The following is a 17849-nucleotide window of genomic DNA, read 5'->3' on the forward strand; positions in this document are numbered from 1 at the left end:
GGAAATCATGTCCGCAGTCCCGTCCGCTACCGCCGATCAAACCGCCTCGCTCGAAGCTCGCCTCGCGCGATTTCCTGCGCAGCAGGTCGAGCTGGCATCGCAGCGCGTGCTGAGCTATCGCGAAGTCGCGAGTGTGGCTCACGCCGCGAGCAACGCACTGCCGCTCGTGTTGCTGCACGGCATCGGTTCGGGCGCGGCTTCGTGGGTGCAGCAGTTTGAAGCATTGGGCACGAGCCGCCGCGTGCTCGCGTGGGATGCGCCCGGCTATGGCGCATCCACTCCGGTTGCCGCCGCTTCTCCCGCCGCGCGCGATTACGCCGGCGTTCTGAACGAATGGCTCGACGCGCTCGGCATCGAACGTTGCGTGTTGGTGGGCCATTCGCTCGGCGCGATTATCGCCGGCGCGTTTGCCGTGATGCATCCGGAGCGCGTAGCGGGACTGTTGCTGTTGTCGCCGGCCGGCGGCTACGGCGCGGCCCGCGCCGACGTGCGCGACACGAAGCGCGATCAACGCCTCGCGATGCTGAACGAACTCGGCCCGCAAGGTCTCGCGGAAAAACGCAGCGCCAATATGGTGTCCGCGAATGCGAGCGACGAAGCGCGCGCCTGGGTGCGCTGGAACATGTCGCGCGTGATTCCGCACGGCTACGCGCAGGCGACGCATCTGCTCGCCCATGCCGATCTCGCGGCGGACCTCGCGCGCTACACGGGCCGCATCCAGATTGCGGTCGGCGCGGACGACGCCATTACGACCCCCGCGGCCTGCGAGCGACTCGCGCTCGCCGCGAACACTCAATTGCAAGTCGTGCCACGCGCGGGACACGCCGGCTATATCGAAGCAGGCGCCGCGTACACCGCGATCCTCGACACGTTCTATCGCGCAAGCGCTGGACAACGGAGCCAATGAATGACGCCCGATACCCTCAATGAGCGCGACGCGGACGACGACCGCAACGAGAGCGGCAGCGAATCGGGTTATCGCGTGCCGGGGCTCGAACGCGGCCTGAAGATTCTCACGGAATTCTCGCCGCGCGAGCCGGTCCTCGGCGCGCCGGAATTGTCCCGGCGTCTGAAGATTCCGCGCACAACCGTATTCCGTCTGCTGCAAACGCTCGAATCGCTCGGCTTCCTGGAGCGCGCCGACAAAGACCGCAACTATCGCCTCGGCGTCGCCGTGCTGCGGCTCGGTTTCGAATATCTCAGCTCGCTGGAGTTGACCGACCTCGGCTTGCCGATCATCGAGGCACTGCGCGATGAGACGGGCCTGACCACGCACATCGTGATTCGCGATGGACGCGATGTCGTGTTCGTCGCGAAGGCGCAAAGCCATGCGCCGATTTTCAGTTCGGTGAAGGTCAACGTCGGCACACGCTTGCCCGCGTATGCCACCACGCACGGCCAGGTGCTGATGGGCGACATGACGCTCGACGAGTTGAAGAAGCTCTATCCCGAGCCGGAACTGGAGCGCTTCACCAAGCAGACGCCCGCCACGGTGGACGACCTGTATGAACGGATTCGCGACGACGCGCGGCGCGGCTTCGCGATCAGCGAGTCGTCGTTCGAGCGCGGCATTTCGGTGGTCAGCGCGCCGGTTCGCAACGACACCGCGCGCATCGTCGCCGTGATCACGACCACGATTCCGCGCCACGAGATCGACGCGTCGCTGCTCGACAGCGGCCTCGTCGGCAAAGTGCGCCGCGCAGCCGACGAACTGTCGCAGCGGCTCAATTACCGGCCCGGCAACGGTTCGAATGCGGGCAGCAAATACATGAAGGCATTGGGACTCAAATGATCCGAATCGATCTGAACGGACAGGTGGCGGTGGTGACGGGCGGTTCGTCCGGCATCGGCCTCGCGACTGCCGGACTGTTTCTGCGAGCCGGCGCGTCGGTGGCGATTTGCGGCCGCGATATGGAGCGTCTCGCGCACGCCGAGGCCGAGCTGAACGCGCAGTTCCCGGACGCGCAACTGCTCGCGCGCCGCTGCAACGTGCTCGATGCCGGCGACGTCGACGCTTTCGCGCAAGCGGTGAAAGCGCGCTTCGGCCGCACCGACATGCTGATCAACAACGCGGGCCAGGGACGCGTGTCGACCTTCGCCGATACGTCGGACGAAGCGTGGCGCGAAGAACTCGATTTGAAGTATTTCAGCGTGATCCGCCCGACCCGCGCGTTTCTGCCGATGCTGCGCGAGGCCGCGGGCGCGGCCGGCCATGCAGCGGTGGTCTGCGTGAACTCGCTGCTCGCGCTGCAACCGGAGCCGCACATGGTGGCGACGTCGTCGGCGCGCGCGGGCGTGCAGAACCTCATCAAGTCGCTCGCGGTGGAACTCGCGCCGCAGCGCGTTCGTGTCAATTCGATTCTGATCGGCATTGTCGAATCGGGGCAATGGCGCCGCCGCTACGCGAAGGAAGCGCAGCCGGGCCAGAGCTGGGAAGACTGGACCGCCGAACTGGCGCGCAGGAAAAACATTCCGCTGGGCCGCTTCGGCAAACCCGAAGAGGCCGCTCAAGCGCTCTTTTATCTGGCTACGACGCTGTCGTCCTATACGACGGGCAGTCATATCGATGTTTCTGGAGGCGTTGCACGACATGTCTAACACAACCACCGTTGGCGAGCTGATCGCCGCCTTTCTCGAGCAATGCGGCGTGAAAACCGCATTCGGCGTGATCTCGATCCACAACATGCCGATCCTCGACGCGATTCATAACCGCGGCAACATCCGCTATGTCGGCGCGCGCGGCGAAGCCGGCGCGGTCAACATGGCCGACGGTCTCGCGCGAGTTTCGGGCGGCCTCGGCGTGGCGTTCACCAGCACGGGCACCGCCGCTGGCAACGCGGCGGGCGCGATGGTCGAAGCATTGACGGCGGGCACCGCGCTGCTGCACGTGACGGGTCAGATCGAAACCGAGTATCTCGATCAGGACCTCGCGTATATCCACGAAGCGCCGGATCAACTGTCGATGCTCTCATCGATCTCGAAGGCCGCGTATCGCGTGCGTTCCGTCGAAACCGCATTGCCGACTATCCGCGAAGCCGTGCGCGTCGCGCAAACCGCGCCGAGCGGTCCGGTGAGCGTCGAAATTCCGATCGACATTCAGGCCGCCGAAATCGAATGGCCGGGCGATCTCGCCGCGCCGCACGTCACGACGCTCACGCATTGCAGCCGGCGCGTCGCGCAGCTCGCCGAGCAACTGGCGAACGCGAAGCGCCCGCTCCTGTGGCTTGGCGGGGGCACGCGTCACGCGAGCAGCGCCGTCGAGCGCCTCGTCGCGCTGGGCTTCGGCGTGGTGACGAGCGTGCAGGGACGCGGCGTGCTGCCGGAAGATCATCCGGCGACGCTCGGCGCGTTCAACGTGCATCCGGCGGTGGAAAGTTTCTACAAGACTTGCGATGCATTGGTGGTCGTGGGCTCGCGTCTGCGTGGCAATGAGACGCTGAAGTACAAGCTCGCGTTGCCGCAGCCGCTGTATCGCATCGACGCCGATGCGCTCGCGGACAACCGCGGCTATCGCAACGACATGTTCATTCACGGCGATGCATCGGCGGTGCTCGACGAACTCGCGACGCTGCTCGAAGGGCGCATGAAGATCGATCCGGCCTTCGAGCAGGATCTGGCCGCCGCGCGCGAAAGCGCGGTCGCCGAGGTGGGCAAGGGCCTCGGCCCGTACAAGCGTCTCGTCGATGCGCTGCAAGCCGCGGTGGGCCGCGACTACAACTGGGTGCGCGACGTCACGATCTCGAACAGCACGTGGGGCAACCGCATGCTGAAGATTTTCTCGCCGCGCGCGGGCGTGCATGCACTCGGCGGCGGCATCGGCCAGGGCATGCAGATGGGCATCGGCGCGGCGCTCGCGGGCAATGCGGCGAAGACCGTGTGTCTCGTCGGCGACGGCGGCTTGATGGTCAACGTCGGCGAACTCGCGACAGCCGTGCAGGAAAACGCCAACGTGATGATCGTGCTGATGAACGACCAGTGCTACGGCGTGATCCGCAACATTCAGGACGCGCAGTACGGCGGCCGCCGCTGCTACGTCGATCTGCATCAGCCGGATTTCGCGCAGTTCTGCGAAAGCCTGAAGCTCACGCATTACCGCATCAAGTCGCTCGATCAGGCCGACGCGATTATCCGCGAGGGCATGACGAAGTCGGGTCCGGTACTGGTCGAAGTGGACATGCTGGCGGTCGGCTCGTTCGCCACCGCGTTCGCGGGGCCGCCGGTCAAGGAACAGGAGCCGGAACATGCATGAAGCGGGCTACGCGGGCCATCACGCACCCGTCGATGTCGCGATGATCGGCTTCGGCGCGATCGGCCAGGCGGTGTATCGCTCGGTCGCCGCCGATCCTGCGGTGCGCGTGTCGCACGTGATCGTGCCGGAGCGCCACATGGCTTCGGTGCGCGAGGTGGTCGGCGGCTCGGTGGATGTGGTGACTTCCGTGTCCGCATTGAGCAGCCAGCCGCATTTCGCGCTCGAATGCGCGGGACACAGCGCGCTCGTCGATCACGTGGTGCCGTTGCTGAAGGCCGGCACGGATTGCGCGGTGGCGTCGATCGGTGCGTTGTCCGACGTGATGTTGCTCGACGCCTTGTCCGCCGCCGCCGATGAAGGCGACGCGACCTTGACCTTGCTCTCGGGCGCGATCGGCGGCGTGGATGCATTGGCTGCGGCCAAGCTCGGCGGTCTCGACGAAGTGCTGTACACGGGCCGCAAACCGCCCACGGGTTGGCTCGGCACGCCCGCCGAACAGGTATGCGATCTGAACACGCTGAAGGAAGAGAAGGTGATCTTCGAAGGCAGCGCGCGCGAGGCGGCGCGTCTCTATCCGAAGAACGCCAACGTGGCCGCGACCATCGCTCTGGCCGGTCTCGGTCTCGATCACACGACGGTTCGGCTGATCGCCGATCCGAATGTCACGCGCAACGTGCACCGCATTCTCGCGCGCGGCGCGTTCGGCGAGATGTCGCTGGAAATGTGCGGCAAGCCGTTGCCCGACAACCCGAAGACGTCTGCCCTGACCGCGTACAGCGCGATTCGCGCGCTACGCAATCGCGCGGCGCGCTGCGTGATTTAAGGCCGATTCAAGCCATTAGCTGAAGCAAACCGGAATGACCGACATGACTCACTTCGATACCAGCCTTGTGCCGAGCGGCGATATTTTTATCGGCGGCGAATGGCGGCAAGGACGCGGCAACCCGTACAAAAGCCTGTATCCGGCGGACCAGTCGGTCAACATGGAAATCTCGACCGCCAATGCCGACGACGCCCGCGAAGCGATTGAAGCCGCCGACATTGCGTGGCGCCGCGCGGACTGGTCGGGTTTGAAGCCGCATCAGCGCGCGCTGATTCTGTACCGCATCGCCGATCTGATCATGGCGCGTCACGAAGCGCTCGCGCAATTGCAGCGCCGCGACAACGGCAAGCCGATCGGCGAGACGCGCGTGCTGGTGGCGAGCGCCGCGAACACGTTCCGCTATTTCGCGGCCTGCCTGGAAACGCTCGACGAAGAAGTCACGCCCTCGCGCGGCGACTATCTGACGATGAGCGTCCACGAACCAATCGGCGTGATCGCTGCGATTACGCCGTGGAATTCGCCGATTGCGTCTGACGCGCAAAAGCTCGCGCCCGCGCTCGCGGGCGGCAACGCGGTCGTGTTGAAACCCGCGGAAGTGACGCCGCTGGTGTCGCTCGCGCTGGCGCGCATCTGCGAGGAAGCCGGTGTGCCGAAGGGCGTGCTCAGCGTGTTGCCGGGCAAGGGCTCGGTGATCGGCGACGTGCTCGTGCGTCATCCGCTCGTAAAGAAAGTGTCGTTCACCGGCGGCACCGAAGTGGGCCGCGGCATCGCGCGCATCGCGGCTGACAAGCTGATGCCGGTGTCGCTGGAACTCGGCGGCAAGTCGCCTACCATTGTCTTTGACGACGCCGATCTCGATCACGCGGTGAACGGCGTGCTGTACGGCATCTTCAGTTCGTCGGGCGAGGCGTGCATTGCGGGCTCGCGGCTCTTCGTGCAGCGCGCCATTTATGACGCGTTCATGCAGCGTCTCGTCGAAGGCGCGCGTCGCTTGCGTGTCGGCGATCCGTCGCGCGCCGACACGCAGATGGGTCCGCTCATCACGCAGGCGCATCGCGAAACCGTCGAACGTTATGTGGCGCTCGGTCTTGAAGAAGGCGGACGGCTGCTGTGCGGCGGCGAGCGCCCCGTCGGCGACGGCCGCGAGGAAGGCACCTATTTTCAGCCGACGATTCTCGACGGCCTCACGAACGACGCACGCATCTGCCAGGAAGAAATCTTCGGGCCGGTGCTGGTGGCCATGCCCTTCGACGACGAAGCCTCGCTGCTGCAACAGGCGAACAACAGTGTGTTCGGCCTCGCCGCCGGCATCTGGACGCGCGACTACAAGCGCGCTTATCGGACTGCCCGCGCGCTCGAAGCCGGCACCATCTGGATCAACACCTACAAGCTCTTTTCGATTTCGACGCCGTTCAGCGGCTGGAAGGAAAGCGGCATGGGACGCGAGAAGGGCCGCCTCGGCATCCGCGAATACATGCAGCAAAAGAGTCTGTACTGGGGCTTGAACGAGGCGCCGCTCGCATGGGCTAGTGCGCCTCGAACGAACTGATACGCAAGAGGCACGTTATGACGATTCTCGGCATTGAACAGATTATCTACGGCGTGACGGATCTCGCCGCCTGCCGCCGCTTTTTCGCGGACTGGGGCCTGAAAGAGACCGCGCACGACGAGACGCACGCGCGCTTCGAAACGCTGAACGGCTGCACGATTCTCGCCGTCGATGCAAACGACCCGTCGTTGCCGCCCGCGTTCGAAGAAGGCCCGACGCTGCGCGAAGTGACCTGGGGCGTGGCGACGAAGGCCGAGCTGGACGAACTGCGCGGCCGCTTCGCCGGTCAGCCGGGTCATTTCGAAACCGCCGACGCAGTGGGCTGCATCGACCCGAACGGCATGGCGATTCGCGTGGAAGTGACGCGCAAGCGTGCGCTCGACATTCACGGTTCGCCGTCGAACGTGTGGGGCCAGACGCTGCGCGTGGATCAGCCGTCGCCGATCTATGAACGCGCCGAGCCGGTTGAAGTGGGCCACGTCGTGTTCTTCACGAACCAGCTCGCCGAGCAGGAAAAGTTCTACCAGGAACTGCTCGGCTTCGAAATGTCGGACCGCTATCCGGGCCGCGGCGCTTTCATGCGTTGCGCGCCGCACGGCGGCCATCACGACATTTTTCTGCTCGCGCTGCCCAACGGCAAGCGCGGTTTGAATCACGTCGCGTTCACCGTGCGCGACATCCACGAAGTGTTCGGCGGCGGCATGCATATCAGCCGCTGTGGTTGGGATACGCAGCTTGGGCCGGGACGCCATCCGGTGTCGTCGGCGTACTTCTGGTACTTCCAGAATCCGGCGGGCGGCCTGATCGAGTACTACGCCGACGAAGACCAACTCACGCCCGACTGGCAACCGCGCGATTTCGAACCCGGCCCGACCGTGTTCGCCGAATGGGCGATCGACGGCGGCATCGACGGCAACACCCGTCGCCAGAAAAACGCGAAGGCGCCCGAAGGCAAGTTCATGACGGAGCGTAAAAATGACTGACGCTGCTACTGCAAAGGCGCAAGCCGCGCATGCCCAACTCGAAGCGCCGCGCACCATCGTCGTGATCGGCGGCGGTCAGGCGGCGGGCTGGGTCGTGAAGACGCTGCGCAAGGAAGGCTTCGACGGCCGCCTCGTGATGATCGCCGACGAAGTGCATCTGCCCTACGAGCGGCCGCCGCTCTCGAAGGCGGTGCTGTCCGGCGAAGCGGACATCGACACCGTGCGTCTCGTGACGCCGGACGATTTCGACGCGCTGAACATCGAAGCGTGGCAGCCGGATCGCGCGACGTCGATCGATCGCGAAGCGCGCGTCGTGCGCACGCAAGCGGGCCGCGAAGTGCAATACGACCGGCTCGTGATCGCGACCGGCGGCGCGGCGCGACGCTTGCCCGACGCGCTTGTGAAGACCTCGAACATAGCGTATCTGCGCACGCTCGACGAAGCCGTCGCGCTCGGCGAACGGCTGCGCGCGAGCAAGCGCGTGCTGGTGGTGGGCGGCGGATGGATCGGTCTCGAAGTCGCGGCGACGGCGCGCAAGATCGGCGTGAATGCCACCGTGGTGGAAGGCGCGCCGCGGCTGTGCGCGCGCTCGTTGCCGCCGCTGGTGTCGAACTTCCTGCTGGAGTTGCATCGCGCGAATGGGGTGGATGTGCGTCTTCGCGCGTCGCTCACGAAGCTCGAAGATCATCCGAACGATGCGAACCGTATTCGCGCGACATTCGCGGACGGCTCGACGCTCGACGCCGATTTCGCCGTGGCCGGCATCGGTCTCGCGCCGCACACGGCGTTGGCCGAAGCGGCGGGCGTGAAGGTGGAAGACGGCATCGTGGTCGATCATTTCGGCGCGACCGACGATCCGCGCATTTTCGCGTGCGGCGACGTGGCGAATCATCCGAGTGCGTGGCTCAAGCGTCGCGTGCGCCTCGAATCGTGGGCCAACGCGCAGAACCAGGCCATTGGCGCCGCGAAGGCGCTGCTCGGCAACTTCGAGCCGTACGCGGACATTCCGTGGTTCTGGTCCGATCAGTACGACGTCAATCTGCAGATTCTCGGCGACATTCCCGCCGATGCACAGCTTGCGGTGCGCGGCAATCTGGCGGCCAGGCGCGCGACGCTTTTCCATCTGGAAGACGGCGCGATTCGCGGCGTGATCGCCATCAACACTCCGCGCGAACTGAAGCTCTCGCGAAAGTGGATGAATCAAGGCCGGATTATCGACCTTGCCACACTGACCGACGCCTCGACGGCGCTTGCCTAACCACATATACGGACGGCACCACGGCATGAGAACCATCGACACTACAATTGGAGACCGCAGCGGCGCCGGTGTTTCGGGCCCTGTGACACGAGGCTCGATCATCGCGCGACTCGAACGGCTGCCGAAGAACGCGATGCAGGTGCGCGCGCGCATTCTGATCGGCCTCGCCACTTTCTTCGACGGCTTCGACGTGATCGCGATCGCGGCCACGTTGCCTGTTCTGATCGCGAAGTGGCATTTGACGCCATGGGAGATCGGCTTTCTGATCGGCTCGGGGTCGGTCGGGCAACTGATCGGCGCGTTCGTGTTTCCGTGGTACGCCGAGCGCCAGGGACGCGTGCGCGCGATTGCGTTGAGTTCGGGCATCATCGGCATTACGAGTATTGCGTGCGGATTTGCGCCGACGTTCACGGCGTTCGTGGTGTTGCGCGTGATTCAGGGGCTCGGGCTCGGCGGCGAATTGCCGGTTGCGGCGACGTACATCAACGAGATTAGCCGTGCGCATGGACGCGGCCGTTTCGTGCTGCTGTATGAAATCGTTTTTCCGGTTGGATTGCTTGCGTCGAATGCGTTGGGAGCCTGGATCGTGCCGCGTTTTGGCTGGCAGACGATGTATTTCATCGGCGGCATGCCGTTGATTCTGTTTTTCGTGTTGCGCAAGCTCGTGCCGGAGTCGCCGCGCTGGCTCGCCGAGCGCGAACGCATGGCCGACGCCGATGCCGCGGTGCATGTGTTCGAGCGCGCCGCGAAGGGTCCGCTGCCGCCGGTCACGCAGTCGGCGGAATTCGAAGCGATGGCGAATCGCCACCCGAAGCGCCGCATGAGCGATCTGTTCGGTGCGGCTTATCTGAAGCGCACGCTGGCCGTCGCGATGTTGTGGATTACGTGCGGGTTCATTCAATACGGTCTCTCGACATGGCTGCCGACGATCTACCGCACGATCTATCATGCGCCGCTGCAACTCGCGCTGAATCTGGCGGTGGCTGCCTCGGTGCTGGGCGTGGTGGGCTCGCTGACGTGCGCGTTGCTCGTGGACAAGGTGGGACGCAAGCCGATCATCAATCTGTCGTTCGTGGCGTGCGCGCTGTCGCTGCTGCTGGCAGGCGTGTTCCATGACTCGTCGGTGTATGTCGTGGCGACGTGCTGCGCGTTTTCGTTGGGTTTCCTCGCTTGCGGCTTCATTACCGCTTATGTGTACACGCCGGAGCTGTACCCGACCAGCATCCGCGCGATGGGCTGCGGCGTCGGCGGCGCGTGGCTCAAGGTCGCGGCGATTTTCGCGCCCGCCATCGTCTCGAAGACGATGATCGGCGGCAACTTGCAGTATGCGTTCTATATTCTCGCGGCCGTGCCGTTTCTCGCGGCGGTGGCGGTGCACTTCCTCGGCATCGAGACCAAGGGCAAGGTGCTGGAGCAACTGGAGGCGTGAAAGCGAGTTTCGGTGGGCGGTGATGGCATGCCGCGATGGCAGGGGACAAAGGGCGCACTGGGTGGTGCGCTTTTTGTTTTTTGGAGTTCTGGGCGAGGAATTCGGAGTTTGAGCATTCTTGAGGTTGGAACTACGCGGTGTAGCAAATGCCTGTGTAAAACAAAGATCGGTCTGATAGAAACGCGCGCCGTGGATCGGTATCGTATAAGCCGCTAATAAGGCTATATATTCAAATAAAAACGATACCAATGATTGATCTATTTGACCGCTGGCGTGTTCGTTACGGATCGCCGCGCGGGCGGGACAGGGGATGGGTGGGACACGCTATTTGCGCGGGTATCGCGGCCTGCGTTTCGATATTAGCGACACCGGCCCACGCTGACGACATTACGTATGGCTATGACGCATTGGGCCGGCTCACGTCAGTCTCTGTTGGCGGATCCGCCGCGTATTACGACTACGACCCGGCGGGTAATATCACGGCGATTCGCAGGCAGGTGTCGGTGTCTTCCGCGTCTTCCATAGGTCAGACTGCACTTACATCATCGCCTCGGGGCGAGGTGTCTGCTGCGTCCATTGCATCAACACTAGTCTCGCGCTAGTCGAGCGCCTTCTTTGAGAAATCCATGCAAGTCATTGATGCCTTTGCAAGGCGTCGGGCGCTGTTGCGCCCGTTCGTCCTGTCTTTCCTGGTGTTGCTCTCGTGGTTGATTTCGCCGCATGCGCAGGCGGCTGTCGATTGCGAGACGAAGTATATGAATGTCGGTGCTTTTCCCGGCGATCCGAAATGCGCTATCAACGCGCAGTCTGCCGATTATGGTCTGGGGTACTTCGTGTGCGGTGAACCGATTGTATGGACGGCCTACTGCAACGGACCTACCACCGGCACGACGTCAGAGCCGTCTTCGCCTGATGAAGCCTTTACCGCCGACGGCGACGGCACCGACGATGCCGACGATCAATCGGGCGGTGCAGACGGCGCCGGTAACTCGGACGGCGCCGGCAATCCGGGCGATCGTGGCGGCTGCGGCGACGGAGGCGCAACAGCCGGCTGCGGCAGCAGCACGTCAGGCGCGGATCCGATCAAGCTAAACACAGGTCAGTTCCATCTGGTCGCTCACGATCTGCGCTTCGCGGACACGATCGCGCTGGATCTTGCCCGCGTCTACCGCAGCAGTGCGTACGACACGTCAGGCAGGCCGATATCGGGCGCGTTTGGAATCGGGGCGACGTTCAACTACGACACTTACTTAACGGTGAGCGCGGCAGACAGCAACAATCTGCGGCAACTGGTTCAGCTTTATCTGCCAAGTGGAATCCGCGTTTCGTTCGCGCTTCGTGCCGGCAGCACCGCGACTTGGGATGACCTGACGAGTCCCGGCAAGTACTTCCGCGCGACCATCACCGGCAGCGGTACGAAACTGCTTACGCTGCGCGACGGCCGCACCATGCAGTTCACGATGATCGGCGGGCTCTACCGGCTGACGCGGCTTCAAGACCGTAATGGCAATACGGTGACGATCACCCGCGACAGCAAAACGGGCGTTCTGACCACGTTGACGAGCCCCAACGGCCGCGCGCTGACGTTCAGTTCGATAATGGGCACACGCGGTACGCCTCTCATTTCTCGCGTGACGGACGCGCTGAACCGCCAGGTGAGCTACCAGTACGACAACCAGGACCGCTTGAGTCAAGTGACAGATGCAGCAGGTGGTGTCTGGCAATACGGCTGGGACGACAAGAGTCGTCTCGTGAGCGTGATCGATCCGGAGGGCAACCAGCAGGTCAAAAACACATACGACGACAGCGACCGGGTCGTGAGTCAGAACCTCGCGGACGGCAGCGCGTTTGCCCTCGCGTATACCGTTAGCGGCGACAAGATCTCGCAGACCGAAGTGACGGACCGGCGCGGCAGCATTCGCCGTCTCGAGTTTGATGCTAATGGGCGAGTGGCGCGTAACACCTATCCTGCGGGACAAGACATCGCGCAGGTACAGACCTACGCGTATGACACTACGGGACGAGTGACGAATGCCACTGTTGGCGACCGTCAGTACGCGTTCGCCTACGATGCGAACGGCAACCGCATCAGCGATGCGGATCAGTACGGCACGCTGGCGACACGCAGCTTCGACGGCTACAGCCGGTTACTCACCGATGCGCGGGCCGGCGATCCGCAGCGCGGCGTGAGCACTGCCTATACGTATGACGCCAACGGTAATCTGCTGACGGCAACCGATCGAGTGGGCAATCGCACGACATTCGCGAACGACAGCCAGGGGCGTCGCCTGACGGTGACCGATGCTCTGAAGGGCGTGACGAAGTATGTGTGGACGGGCGGCGACCTGGCCAGTGTCACAGATCCATTGAGTCGGACGACCCAATACACAACGGATGCCGCGGGTCGGGTGACGGCTGTGCAGGACCCGATGGGGAATAAGACCCAACGCACACTCGATGCACTGGATCGCACTGTCGAGATCACGGACGCGCTCAATGGCGTTACCCGCTTCACATGGGACCGAATGGCCACCTGCTTAGCCAGGCCGATCCTAAGGGCGTGACAACGCGCTACACCTATAACGCGATTGGTCGTCCGCAGACCAGGACCGATCCTCTGGGTAATGTCGAGAGCTATACGTGGAACAGCGCCGGTCAGGTTGCGACGGTGACCGACCGCAAAGGCCAGGTGACGACGTACCTCTACGATGCAGCGGGGCGTCCAGTTCGGACCGATTTCCGACGATCGGCCGGCGCGCAGCCGGTTCGAAGCTGGGTGTACAGCTGGAACAATGCGCTCGGAAAGTTGATCGCTACCCAAGACTATGTTCCCACTGTAGATGGCCGCAACCAGCAGGAAGTCGATACGACTTTCTACTACGACAGTCTTACCGGCAAGCTAATCCGCACTTTCGATTTTCCGACGATCCAGGGCCTGTGGACCTACCGCTATGCGCCTGATACGCGTGACATCGCCGGAATCGATATGGACCGCGCAACGGTGAACTACAGCCGCGATGCCGAGCATCGGGTGACGCAGATCGCCTACCAGGTGAATGACGAAGACCCACGTTCATTTGGCTACTCCTACGACGCGCTGGGTCGACGCAGTCAGGCGACTTTCGCCAACGGCGTCACCGCGGCTTATGTATGGGATGCCGCGAGCCAACTGACGGGCATCACTTACAAGCGGGCCGACGGCAGCGTTCTTGGCGATCTGACGTATGGCTACGACCTCGCGGGGCGGCGTACCAAAGCGGGCGGCAGCCTTGCGAAAGTTAATTTGCCGCAGGCCGTGAACGACGCGCAGTACAACGTCGCGAACCAGTTGATCCGCTGGGCGGGCAAGACTCTGTCATACGACCTGAACGGCAATCTCGCTAGCGACGGCGTGAATCAGTACAGCTGGAATGAACAGGGCCTGCTGAGTCAAATTAGCGGTGGCGCGACGGCGACGTTTATCTATGACATGTTCGGACGCCGCAAGGACCGCACGGTCAACAGTCACCGGATGCAGACGACCTGGATCGGCGACGAAATGAACTTCATGGTGCCGGACGGCGATTGGTCGCAGCGCATCCGTGTATTCTCGCCGTACCCGACAAGTAACGTGGACGAACTGACGTTCCGGCGCATTGGAGATGATGCAAGCCGGGACGGGTATGTGTTGCGCGATGCGAATAACAATGTGATCGCGCTGACGGATGCGAATCAGCAGAGCCAGACGCAGTACAGCTATGAGCCGTACGGCGCGACGACGCAGACGGGTGTGGCTGATCCGAACACCCAGCAATACACCGGGCGCGAGAATGATGGGACGGGGTTGTACTACTATCGGAACCGGTATTACAGTCCGGCGACCGGGAGGTTCATCAGTGAGGACCCGATTGGCTGGGCGAGTGGGCAGACGAATGCGTATGCTTATGTGGGTGGAAGTCCAGTGCAGTTCAACGATTCGCGCGGCACGCAACGAGGGCGACCAAAGTATGGAGATCCGGGTACTCGGTATGTACATCCTATAACGGAGGATATGAGAGTTTATGGCCCAGATGGGAAGCCAAGTCTAGATATCGACGTGAGTCATTCTCATAGTGAGATGTGCCCGCATATCCACGTTTGGCGAGACGGAGTGCGAGGCAGTGGTGAGGCGCCCTTCTGACGCAGGATGTCTGATCACCATGCCGAAGGCAATGTAAGTTCAATGCGGGCGCGAATTGTTACCGAGGAAGCCATGGACATTTTTTTTGCACGGACCAGGGGTGGAGTGGAGAGATTCCTTGAGATCAAATCTAAAATCTTCGACGCAGAGCTATGGGTGAACGGAGGGGTGGATTTGGAAGGTATCGATACACATCAATATGCGATTACGAAATTCAACACCAGTTTCGATATGTCCAAGGATAGCGATCGTGATGCAGCTCTTGGGACGATAGAAGATCATTACGGGGACTGCAGAATCTGGATTGAAGGCAACTGATGTGTTGAGTGTCTAACCATCAGTCCGCACGTTGGGAATGCAGAGGGGCGGCGTTCGCGGCCCTTCTGTATTTAAAGCGGCGTAATGATAAGCCGCTGGTACGACGCAGACGGGTGTGGCTGATCCGAACACCCAGCAATACACCGGGCGCGAGAATGATGGGACGGGGTTGTACTACTATCGGAACCGGTATTACAGTCCGAGCACAGCAAGATTCATTAGCGAAGACCTCCTGGGCTACGCGAGTGGACAGACGAACGCGTATGCTTACGTCAACGGCAATCCTGTTCAGTTCACGGATCCGTCCGGGTTGCAGATGGCGTTCCCCATTCCAGTGGGTCCGATGCCAGGTGGACGGGCTGGGCAGTCAGGTGGTGTTCCCCCGTGGTTTACCGATTGGGTGAACTCGATATCTGGTCCGCTTTCCAACAGGGAGAAGGACGTACCGAATAAGGGACCAGCAAATGAGTGGATCGATGGCGAAAACCGCTCTCGAAAATATGGTCCCGATGGACAGCCTGTCCTCGACATTGATAAACCGCATCAAGGTTATCCGAGGCCGCATGTTCACGAGTGGCCGAACGGGAAGCGCGAGCACCCGGGGCGCGATATTTGTCCGTTACCGAACGGTTGATTTGCGGAGTGGAAAGTTTTTTGCTTGGGGGTCAGACATGAAATGGGACGAATTCATGGAGTGCGAGTTTTATTCTGTTTCGGTGGAACCTGTTGCAGGCGAACAGAACGTCTTAATAAGAATTCTGGATCATGAGAAGACGCGATGGCTGCTGACGGCATCCGGTGTGAAATATTTTTCGCTGGATGAAATGATGTTGCAGAACGTAATCGAGAGTATTCGTGTGTACGATTCGTCTGCTGCAGGCACGCAAGGTGTAGAGATCAAGGAGAAAATACTCTCCTTGCTCCAGGGCCGATCGCCGCGAGCAGGAGATAATGCATCGTTGTGTGAGGTAGTAGAAAGGCTAGTCGGTGAAATACAGGATTCGCTACGCGTGTTACTGGAAATTCGGCCAATTTACGGAGGAAGTGTGCTTTTGATTGCGAAAAACGTCGATTTGCGATGTGAATCTGCATAGCGTTGGCTCGCACATACAAGGCACAACTTGAACACGTAAAAGACTACTGGCGCGACCACTTTGCTGGTGTGCCGAACAAGTAGGTCGAATCCTTGAAATTGCCGATGCATGACAGAAGGGCCGCGCGAGCGGCCCTTCTGTATTTAAAGCGGTGTAGTGATGAGTTTCTGGTGCTCGACGGTGATACGTACACGGGATCCGGGCTCGAAACCGGCGGTCTCGATCCACCGTCCGGAGAGCTTCATCCACGGAAAGGTGGGCGGCGTCTTGCGCATATGGAAGGGCAGGCGTGCCGGTTTCTGATAGCGCCGGGATTTCTGGATGGTGAAGACCGTTCGGTGACGGGTGGACGTGCTTTATGATTGGCATCAGCCATGATCAACTCCTGGTGTGAGTTAGTGGTGGTCAGCGGGCGGTGCCCTTCGGCGCGCGTTGCGCGACCTTGACGGGGTTGGCGTCAGGGTGGTTCGCGAAGGTCGGCGCGGTTCTGGAACAGTGGGATACGACGGCCCTGTTCCGCCGGGTTCGCCGTCGCGCTGCGCGCGCCATCAAACCCGGCGGGCCGAATGTGAAAGAGTGTGATCGTGCTGATCGCAGTTGTTTCGAAATGCGAATCAATCGAGAATCGCGTCTGGAAAAAATTCTCTGAACGGCGAAGTCGACATGCTGGAAAGCCTTTCCTGATAAGGAAAAGCGGCCGGTATAAGGACGGATTCGTGTCGGCGCGTTTGTTTACTATCGGAACCGGTATTACAGTCCGCAAACCGGCAGGTTCATCAGTGAGGATCCGATTGGCTGGGCGAGTGGGCAGACGAATGCGTATGCTTATGTGGGTGGGAATCCGGTGTCAAAGACTGATCCGTTTGGGCTTGGACCATGGGATAACCTGTACGGGCTTCCTCGGGACTTTTGGCGCGGGTATCACGCCAGCGGCAATATGACAGGCGAAAAAGGGGCCAACGGACAGGTGCCCAAAGATGAGGCGCTAGGCGCATATGGAGAATGGAAGCGTCTAGGTCAGCCGGGCCCTGGGTGCAATTAATGCGATGCTGCCTCGCGGACCACCTTCAGGATGGAATTATGAAACTCACCATTTGGGTTGATGCTCAATTTTATAAGTTGAAAGACTCGACGATTGACAACATGAAAAAAACGTTTGTCGTTCAGCAACGGGAGAATCCAGATGGGCAACGGAAGATTCATGTCTGGCTTTCTTCTAGTGAGAAGACCGTTGATGATGTGGATTTGGAGATTCAGGATTTCTTAAGAAGTATTCAGACGTGTGGGTTTGATGAGACGGCGGAAAGCGTTTTGCGCGTTGCCATATTCTATAAATTGAGTGAAACGATTATATTTCCGTTTTCTATCTCATCGTCAACCATAAGGTTGTTGGCAGACTGCGGCATGTCATTGGAAACCGTCGGATATCCCTGTTCCGACGACAGGCCCCCGTCAAGCGACGTTTTATAGTACGCGAGGGACCACGGGTCAGGAATGAACTAGTAGCGTTAGCGTTTTCCTTGCGTGTGCGTCTGCCGGGATTACTCGAAAAGAGCCTTATTGAGCGTCAATTTCTTCGACTACGACTTGACCTTCAAGATGTAATCTGAATGGTGGTGCCACGGTACCGTTTGGTTTGTTTACTATCGGAACCGGTATTACAGTCCGGCGACCGGCAGGTTCATCAGTGAGGATCCGGTTGGTTGGGCGAGTGGGCAGACGAATGTGTATGCTTACGTGGGCGGGAATCCGGTTCAGTTCAGCGATCCGCTTGGTGAGGCAGGGATAATCACGGGATTTACGCGACATGGCTTGAATCAGGCTATTAACCGAGGTGTTTCACCGGGCGCTATGTGCGACGCGGTGAACAATCCGATCAGCGTTACCGAGCGATCGAATGGGACTACCAGGTACACAGGGGCCGGTGCCGTTGTAGTGCTGAACCCAGCAGGTCGGGTTGTAACAGTTTGGGGCCAATAAAGGGGCA

The 17849-nt window shown here is 61.4% G+C and carries 16 protein-coding genes and 2 pseudogenes; 17 read left to right on the forward strand and 1 reads right to left on the reverse strand.

Annotation, left to right across the window (positions count from 1 at the left end):
* The first annotated feature begins 7 nt into the window (after positions 1-7).
* The 14 genes and pseudogenes from VOM14_RS00505 (at position 8) to VOM14_RS00575 (ending at position 15862) form a co-directional block, all read left to right on the forward strand.
* Positions 8-907, forward strand: a complete 900-nt coding sequence (locus VOM14_RS00505) for an alpha/beta fold hydrolase (RefSeq protein WP_327626708.1) — start codon at positions 8-10, stop codon at positions 905-907.
* On the forward strand, positions 908-1792 hold the full coding sequence (locus VOM14_RS00510; protein ID WP_327626709.1) for an IclR family transcriptional regulator: 885 nt from the start codon (positions 908-910) through the stop codon (positions 1790-1792).
* Entirely contained in the window at positions 1789-2598 is an 810-nt protein-coding gene (locus VOM14_RS00515) for an SDR family oxidoreductase (protein ID WP_327626710.1), read from the forward strand. Before VOM14_RS00510 ends, VOM14_RS00515 begins: the two co-directional genes overlap by 4 nt.
* Positions 2591-4249: a thiamine pyrophosphate-binding protein gene (locus tag VOM14_RS00520; RefSeq protein ID WP_327626711.1), complete on the forward strand. Its 1659-nt coding sequence runs from the start codon at positions 2591-2593 to the stop codon at positions 4247-4249. Before VOM14_RS00515 ends, VOM14_RS00520 begins: the two co-directional genes overlap by 8 nt.
* A complete protein-coding gene (locus VOM14_RS00525) occupies positions 4242-5072 on the forward strand; it encodes an aspartate dehydrogenase (protein WP_327626712.1) in 831 nt (276 codons plus the stop codon). Before VOM14_RS00520 ends, VOM14_RS00525 begins: the two co-directional genes overlap by 8 nt.
* 43 nt (positions 5073-5115) lie before the next feature.
* Positions 5116-6621: an aldehyde dehydrogenase gene (locus VOM14_RS00530; RefSeq protein ID WP_327627381.1), complete on the forward strand. Its 1506-nt coding sequence runs from the start codon at positions 5116-5118 to the stop codon at positions 6619-6621.
* Between the two features lie 17 nt (positions 6622-6638).
* Entirely contained in the window at positions 6639-7604 is a 966-nt protein-coding gene (locus VOM14_RS00535; protein WP_327626713.1) for a VOC family protein, read from the forward strand.
* On the forward strand, positions 7597-8862 hold the full coding sequence (locus VOM14_RS00540; RefSeq protein WP_327626714.1) for an NAD(P)/FAD-dependent oxidoreductase: 1266 nt from the start codon (positions 7597-7599) through the stop codon (positions 8860-8862). The genes VOM14_RS00535 and VOM14_RS00540 overlap by 8 nt, the downstream gene beginning before the upstream one ends.
* 25 nt (positions 8863-8887) lie before the next feature.
* Entirely contained in the window at positions 8888-10291 is a 1404-nt protein-coding gene (locus VOM14_RS00545) for an MFS transporter (protein WP_327626715.1), read from the forward strand.
* A 626-nt stretch (positions 10292-10917) separates the two neighbouring features.
* Complete coding sequence (locus VOM14_RS00555; RefSeq protein WP_327626717.1) at positions 10918-12855, forward strand: DUF6531 domain-containing protein; 1938 nt, start codon at positions 10918-10920, stop codon at positions 12853-12855.
* Positions 12852-14450, forward strand: coding sequence for an RHS repeat-associated core domain-containing protein (locus VOM14_RS00560; protein ID WP_327626718.1), 1599 nt, complete (start codon positions 12852-12854; stop codon positions 14448-14450). Before VOM14_RS00555 ends, VOM14_RS00560 begins: the two co-directional genes overlap by 4 nt.
* A 6-nt stretch (positions 14451-14456) precedes the next feature.
* On the forward strand, positions 14457-14768 hold the full coding sequence (locus tag VOM14_RS00565) for a hypothetical protein (RefSeq protein ID WP_327626719.1): 312 nt from the start codon (positions 14457-14459) through the stop codon (positions 14766-14768).
* Between the two features lie 115 nt (positions 14769-14883).
* Positions 14884-15069, forward strand: a pseudogene (locus VOM14_RS00570) (RHS repeat-associated core domain-containing protein); the annotation flags it as partial.
* A gap of 175 nt (positions 15070-15244) precedes the next feature.
* Positions 15245-15862: a hypothetical protein gene (locus tag VOM14_RS00575; protein WP_327627449.1), complete on the forward strand. Its 618-nt coding sequence runs from the start codon at positions 15245-15247 to the stop codon at positions 15860-15862.
* Positions 15863-16005: 143 nt separating this feature from the next.
* On the opposite strand, the gene VOM14_RS00580 is transcribed toward VOM14_RS00575, so the two are convergent.
* Positions 16006-16137, reverse strand: a complete 132-nt coding sequence (locus VOM14_RS00580; protein WP_327626720.1) for a SymE family type I addiction module toxin — start codon at positions 16135-16137, stop codon at positions 16006-16008.
* Positions 16138-16574: 437 nt separating this feature from the next.
* On the opposite strand from VOM14_RS00580, the gene VOM14_RS00585 reads away from it, so the two are divergent.
* The 3 genes and pseudogenes from VOM14_RS00585 to VOM14_RS31370 form a co-directional block, all read left to right on the forward strand.
* Positions 16575-16904 (forward strand): RHS repeat-associated core domain-containing protein, encoded by a 330-nt coding sequence (locus VOM14_RS00585; RefSeq protein WP_327627383.1) that lies wholly within the window; start codon positions 16575-16577, stop codon positions 16902-16904.
* A 38-nt stretch (positions 16905-16942) separates the two neighbouring features.
* A complete protein-coding gene (locus VOM14_RS00590) occupies positions 16943-17332 on the forward strand; it encodes a hypothetical protein (protein WP_327626721.1) in 390 nt (129 codons plus the stop codon).
* Between the two features lie 177 nt (positions 17333-17509).
* Positions 17510-17842, forward strand: a pseudogene (locus VOM14_RS31370) (RHS repeat-associated core domain-containing protein); the annotation flags it as partial.
* Positions 17843-17849 lie beyond the last annotated feature (7 nt).

This window comes from Paraburkholderia sp. MPAMCS5, from assembly GCF_036016995.1.
In the GTDB taxonomy this organism is placed as follows: Bacteria; Pseudomonadota; Gammaproteobacteria; order Burkholderiales; family Burkholderiaceae; genus Paraburkholderia.

What these genes read in the sequence shown, in the direction of transcription:
- VOM14_RS00505 (WP_327626708.1), top strand. Translation starts at nt 8, where the DNA reads ATGTCCGCAGTCCCGTCCGCTACCGCCGATCAAACCGCCTCGCTCGAA.
- VOM14_RS00540 (WP_327626714.1), top strand. Translation starts at nt 7,597, where the DNA reads ATGACTGACGCTGCTACTGCAAAGGCGCAAGCCGCGCATGCCCAACTC.
- VOM14_RS00545 (WP_327626715.1), top strand. Translation starts at nt 8,888, where the DNA reads ATGAGAACCATCGACACTACAATTGGAGACCGCAGCGGCGCCGGTGTT.
- VOM14_RS00565 (WP_327626719.1), top strand. Translation starts at nt 14,457, where the DNA reads ATGTCTGATCACCATGCCGAAGGCAATGTAAGTTCAATGCGGGCGCGA.
- VOM14_RS00525 (WP_327626712.1), top strand. Translation starts at nt 4,242, where the DNA reads ATGCATGAAGCGGGCTACGCGGGCCATCACGCACCCGTCGATGTCGCG.
- VOM14_RS00555 (WP_327626717.1), top strand. Translation starts at nt 10,918, where the DNA reads ATGCAAGTCATTGATGCCTTTGCAAGGCGTCGGGCGCTGTTGCGCCCG.
- VOM14_RS00520 (WP_327626711.1), top strand. Translation starts at nt 2,591, where the DNA reads ATGTCTAACACAACCACCGTTGGCGAGCTGATCGCCGCCTTTCTCGAG.
- VOM14_RS00575 (WP_327627449.1), top strand. Translation starts at nt 15,245, where the DNA reads ATGGCGAAAACCGCTCTCGAAAATATGGTCCCGATGGACAGCCTGTCC.
- VOM14_RS00590 (WP_327626721.1), top strand. Translation starts at nt 16,943, where the DNA reads ATGAAACTCACCATTTGGGTTGATGCTCAATTTTATAAGTTGAAAGAC.
- VOM14_RS00515 (WP_327626710.1), top strand. Translation starts at nt 1,789, where the DNA reads ATGATCCGAATCGATCTGAACGGACAGGTGGCGGTGGTGACGGGCGGT.
- VOM14_RS00530 (WP_327627381.1), top strand. Translation starts at nt 5,116, where the DNA reads ATGACTCACTTCGATACCAGCCTTGTGCCGAGCGGCGATATTTTTATC.
- VOM14_RS00580 (WP_327626720.1), bottom strand. Translation starts at nt 16,137, where the DNA reads ATGCGCAAGACGCCGCCCACCTTTCCGTGGATGAAGCTCTCCGGACGG.
- VOM14_RS00535 (WP_327626713.1), top strand. Translation starts at nt 6,639, where the DNA reads ATGACGATTCTCGGCATTGAACAGATTATCTACGGCGTGACGGATCTC.
- VOM14_RS00510 (WP_327626709.1), top strand. Translation starts at nt 908, where the DNA reads ATGACGCCCGATACCCTCAATGAGCGCGACGCGGACGACGACCGCAAC.